Raw genomic sequence first — 4,693 nt, forward strand, 5'->3', positions numbered from 1 at the left:
AGTAGCCTTCTCCTGCTCCATTAGCCGTCTTTAGCCCTAAACTGACGTCGTTATAAAAACCACCATTATAATAAGCTGGCGGATGCGCCCGGTAGAGCTCTTGCCGGCTCTTTTTACTGAGCAGGCTGCCGGCCAGAATATAATTCATTACCTTGGCTAAATCATGATTTGACATCACGACTGACCCGGCACCCAATTCATCATGGGCGGCTTGCAGCGCCTTTTTATGCTTGACCACATCATAGCGGCCGCCGCGGTAAATCATACCCGGTACCAAGCGGCTGGCAATAATCTTGCCCGGCTTGGACCATAAAAACTCCGTCTGTTTTAACTGCAGCGGCTCAACGTATGTTGCCCGGAAAAGCTGCTCATAGCTTTGACCGGTTACCTGCGTCATTATGCCGCACAAGTATACATAATTAAGCGAGCTGTAATACCATTTGCCCAACATCTTTGGCTTAAACACCGTCTTTTTCACATTGCAGGCCAGATTATCCTGGTCAGAGACAAAGTGCCGCCGGCCTAACCGCGCTCCTGGTTTTAACTGCAGCCCAGCCGTCATTGCCAATAAATTTTCAATCGTAATCTTTTTCGCACCCGGTATTGCCGGATAGAACCGCGCTAAGCGCTCATGCAAGCTCAGCTTGCCCTCCTGCACTAGCTTCATGACCATGGCGGCGGTCATTGACTTTTGGACGGAATTAATTAAATAACTAGTGTCAGTAGTATTATTGCTAGCATAATCAAGCAAAACTTTGCCTTTGCTAATAACTAAAACTGAACCCTTGATCCCTAAGGCATCAATTCGCTGGCGCACTATTTTACTTTTAAACGATTGTTTTGCGGCTTTTGCTTAGCTGCGACTTCATAGCGGGCTTTTTGCCACTTCTTGGTATAGAAGTAGTTATGGATGTTGTAGTTGTAGCGGTTATCGGGCTGCGCCATGAACGGCTTAACCGCCTGGTCGACTGCCACCCAGCCGCGCCAGCCCAAGTGAATCGTATCTTCCATGAAGTACTGCTCGCCGCCCCGCTTTGACAAGTCGGTAACCTGGTCAAAGCCTTGGCTGCGCAGCTGGTACTTAATTTTAGCGACTGCCTGCTGGTACATCGTCTGCGATAAGCCGGTATAGTCCGCCCACTTTTGGTTAATTGGCGGAATGATGAACAAGACATTAGTGTGCTGTTTGGCAAACTGGTGCAACATCAGCTCAAAATCGCTGTATTCGACCGACCTGGTATAATCAAAGTTTTTCTGACTGTCCTTTAATTTAGCCAGATTACGCTTATTCAGCCGCAGCTTAAAGAAGCGGTTGTTAATCCCAAACTCATTGGAATTAGTATGAATTGCCGCTTGCTGGCTGGCAACTCGGTCCAGTGCCTTGGCCGAGTCAGTTGCTGGCAGCAGCTTGGCCTGACCATTTATTTTGGGCAGGCGGTCGCGCAATTGGAAGGTACTGAAAAACTTGTCCTCATTATTAAGCATGCGCCGCTGATTTTCGAGGTAGAAACGCTGCACGCTTGACAAGGGCTGGCCGCTGGCTGCTTTTTTCATGCCGGCTTTGACCATGCCCTTGACTTCCGGCATTGCCAAGAAGCGCTGGGCAGCGTAGCGGCTGGCGCGGCTGCTTTTCTTGAGGTCTAACAAGAAATTGCAGGCCTGCAGCGGTGAATAATACAGCGCAAACGCCTCCGGGTTTTGCCCCATTTTCGTAAACCATTGCGGTGACACAATCACGACGGCTTTTTTATTTTTTAGCTGCTTGGCCGTTCCCTGCATGCCCAAAAATTGGGCTAGCGACTGGCTGCCCGGCCCGCCTAGTAAAAACGGCCGGTAATTGCGGTGATATTTTTGGGCCAACACGCTAGGGTGCAGCGGATCAAGCCGGGACAACTCGCTAGAGCCGTAAAAAGGCACGTAGTCGTCCTTAAAGGCATCCTGCTTCATCAAGGAACCCTTAAAAACCGTGGTTGTCTGTGAATTGGCCGCCTGATAAATAGCGTCCTGCGAAAAGGTCCGCTCCCAAGGCAACAAAAAAATTACCAGCAATAGGATAAAAGCGCAAAGAACTGGGCCAAAGATTTGCCACAGCCGGCGTTTGTTACTCATTTTTTAAACTTTCCACCTTTGCCACAATCTTGCTGGGCGTATTCCATTCGTTCCGGTCAAATTCGGAAACCGGCACATCGATCGCAAATTTTTCCTGCAGGTTCAGTAACATCTGCACGCTGGCCATGGAGTCCATCAGCCCGTTGGCAAAAATATCTTCATCCATCTTGCCGGCTAAGTCTTCTCCGGTTAAATCTTGTAAAATTGCTAAAACTTCTTCTTTAATATCCATGATTAAACCTCTTAAATAATTCTATTGCCTGTTTAAGCTACTTCCAGCCAAACCAGAGCTGGCTGAGAAAACCTGAAAAAATCAGGAAACTGAAACAAACGACGTTAAAGGTGACGAAAATTGCCAGCCACTTGGTATACTTGTTAGCCGGCAGCTTGTCCTGATGCTTCTTTTTAAACCTGAGCCAGCAGTCATTAATAATGATGGCGCAGGCATGGAACAAGCCATAAACAATGTAATACCAGCTTAGCCCGTGCCAAAAGCCCATCACTAAAAACAAGAGCAGGTAGGCCGCCTGCGACAGGCGCACCGGGTTTTTAAACAGCTTTTTCTTCATCGCGAAGAAGGTAAACCGCATGTAGATGTAATCCCTAAACCAAAACGACAGCGTCATGTGCCACCGGTTCCAGAATTCCTTGATATTCTGCGAAATAAACGGCTTGTTAAAGTTCATTGGCGTGTGAATGCCCATGAAGTAGGAAATTGCCACGGCAAACAATGAATAGCCCGCAAAATCAAAGAACAGGTACATGCTGTAACAGTACATGTAAGCTAGCAGCCACCACGATAATTTCAGGCCGCCGTTAGCGGTACCGGCAATTAAGGCTGCCCGCTCAATTTTAGGCAGCCAGTAAGTGCCAAAGAACCAGCCCAAGATAAATTTATACAAAAAACCTTGGAACAGGTAACGCGTGGCTAAGCCTAAATCCGTCAGATAAGCTGCCCGTTTAGGGGCAGCGTCGCATTCTTTGGCAAAGCGCCGGTAACGGTCGATGGGCCCCGAAGAAATCGTCGGGAAAAACAGCAAGAAGCGCAAGTAAGTGACCAAGTCAATTTCCTTAATCGCCCCGTCGCGGACTTCCATGATGACCTGCACGGTTTTGAAAGTGATGTACGAAATCCCCAAAAAGGCCAAGACCCCCGGTATTTTAGCCTGCGGAAAAGCCGTTTGGACTTTTACCAAAATCAGGGGCACAATCGCTAGGAAAACCGCCAGGTAAAAGACCCACGTTTTGTTGGCCCGGTTTTTACGATAATACAGGTAACAATAAGTCAGCAGCAGCTCAAGCAATAAGTATATTAGCAGGCTAACGCCCTGCTGCCACTTATCCCCGTCAAAAATTAGGAAGAGAAAGACCAGCGAAAAAGCTATTTCATATAACTTAAAGCGGTGGCCATAATACAGACCCAAAATGATTGGTATTAAGCCAATCATTAGGAAAACAAAGTAGTGTGGATTCCCATAAGGCTGCAGATTAATCAAATTAAAATGCACTACTCGTTAACCTCCTTAATAACGGTATTGATGTCAACCTTGCCGTTTTGCGAAATCGGTAATTGCTCCCGGTAGACAAACCGCTGCGGAATCATGTACGGCATCAGGTTCTGGGCCAGATCAGCCCGAAGCAGCTGCGTAATTTCGTCTTCGCTATAGCGCTTTTTGACGCCGTCTTTTAGTTCGATTTCAGCCACGATTTGCTTGACTGTGTGGTCGCTGCCATATTTAGGCGCAGCCACGCCGTGGGCAACAAACTTATTTTTACCTAAATAATAGTTGATTTCTTCTAATTCGATCCGGTAGCCGTTGAATTTGATTTGGAAATCAATCCGGCCCCGGTAAAAGAGCAAGTCGCCAGCAAAGAAACCTTCATCGCCAGAGCGATGACTCGGGTACTGCTCGGACAGCGCTTGGAAGAAAGCCTTCGCCGTTTTTTCTGGGTTATTGAGGTAGCCCTTGGAAGTGCTCGGCCCGGTAATGATAATCTCGCCTTGCCCCGGCTGATCGCCCTTAGTTTTGTCAATCGTGATTTGGGTATCTTCTTTTACCCGCCCGATTGGCAGGCGGTCATAGTTAGCTAAGACTTCCGGCGTAATTTCCACCTGTGTCACCGCCACCGTGGTTTCGGTGGGGCCATAGGTGTTGAAAATCTTGGCCTGCGGGAACTTCTTTTGGAGAACCACCGCCTCATTATGTGGCAATTCCTCGCCGCAAAAGAGAAAGTGCGTCAGGTCCGGATGATGTTCGCCCGTAAAGGTCTTGTCCAAAAAGCACATCTGAGCAAATGACGGCGTCGACACCCAAACATTAAACTGCAATTGCGGCAGCGTTTGGAAAAGCTGCGCAAAGTTTTCCGTCACTTCGTGTGGCAAAACGACCAGCTTGCCTGCTCCCACTAAAGCCGGGTACAAGCTCATGACCGACAGGTCAAACGAATACGGCGCTTGGGCCAGAAAACTAGGGTGTGCTGGCAAAGCAAAGTCGCTCATCTCCCAGTTGACAAAACTCAAGAGGTTGTTGTGACTGATCTGCACGCCCTTGGGCTTGCCGCTGGTGCCCGAAGTAAAGATAAT

Annotated in this window: 5 protein-coding genes; all 5 read right to left on the bottom strand. The window is 48.3% G+C overall.

The window, feature by feature from the left end; translation table 11 throughout:
• Positions 1 to 817, bottom strand: an 817-nt coding sequence (locus J3U73_RS10830; RefSeq protein WP_267410436.1) for a serine hydrolase domain-containing protein, incomplete at its 3' end; no start/stop codon positions are given.
• Complete coding sequence (gene dltD / locus J3U73_RS10835; RefSeq protein ID WP_220268766.1) at positions 817 to 2,109, bottom strand: D-alanyl-lipoteichoic acid biosynthesis protein DltD; 1,293 nt, start codon at positions 2,107 to 2,109, stop codon at positions 817 to 819. The genes J3U73_RS10830 and dltD, both read right to left, overlap by 1 nt.
• Positions 2,102 to 2,341, bottom strand: coding sequence for a D-alanine--poly(phosphoribitol) ligase subunit DltC (dltC, locus tag J3U73_RS10840; RefSeq protein WP_103752597.1), 240 nt, complete (start codon positions 2,339 to 2,341; stop codon positions 2,102 to 2,104). The genes dltD and dltC overlap by 8 nt, the downstream gene beginning before the upstream one ends.
• Positions 2,342 to 2,378: 37 nt before the next feature.
• Positions 2,379 to 3,617: a D-alanyl-lipoteichoic acid biosynthesis protein DltB gene (gene dltB / locus J3U73_RS10845; RefSeq protein ID WP_267410437.1), complete on the bottom strand. Its 1,239-nt coding sequence runs from the start codon at positions 3,615 to 3,617 to the stop codon at positions 2,379 to 2,381.
• The coding region (dltA, locus tag J3U73_RS10850; RefSeq protein ID WP_267410438.1) for a D-alanine--poly(phosphoribitol) ligase subunit DltA at positions 3,617 to 4,693 on the bottom strand (1,077 nt) is incomplete at its 5' end. The genes dltA and dltB, both read right to left, overlap by 1 nt.

Source organism: Lactobacillus sp. B4005 (assembly GCF_026536045.1).
Taxonomy (GTDB): domain Bacteria; phylum Bacillota; class Bacilli; order Lactobacillales; family Lactobacillaceae; genus Lactobacillus; species Lactobacillus panisapium.

Excerpts from the sequence above, each read along its gene's own strand:
- dltD (WP_220268766.1), bottom strand. The coding sequence starts at position 2,109 with ATGAGTAACAAACGCCGGCTGTGGCAAATCTTTGGCCCAGTTCTTTGC.
- dltC (WP_103752597.1), bottom strand. The coding sequence starts at position 2,341 with ATGGATATTAAAGAAGAAGTTTTAGCAATTTTACAAGATTTAACCGGA.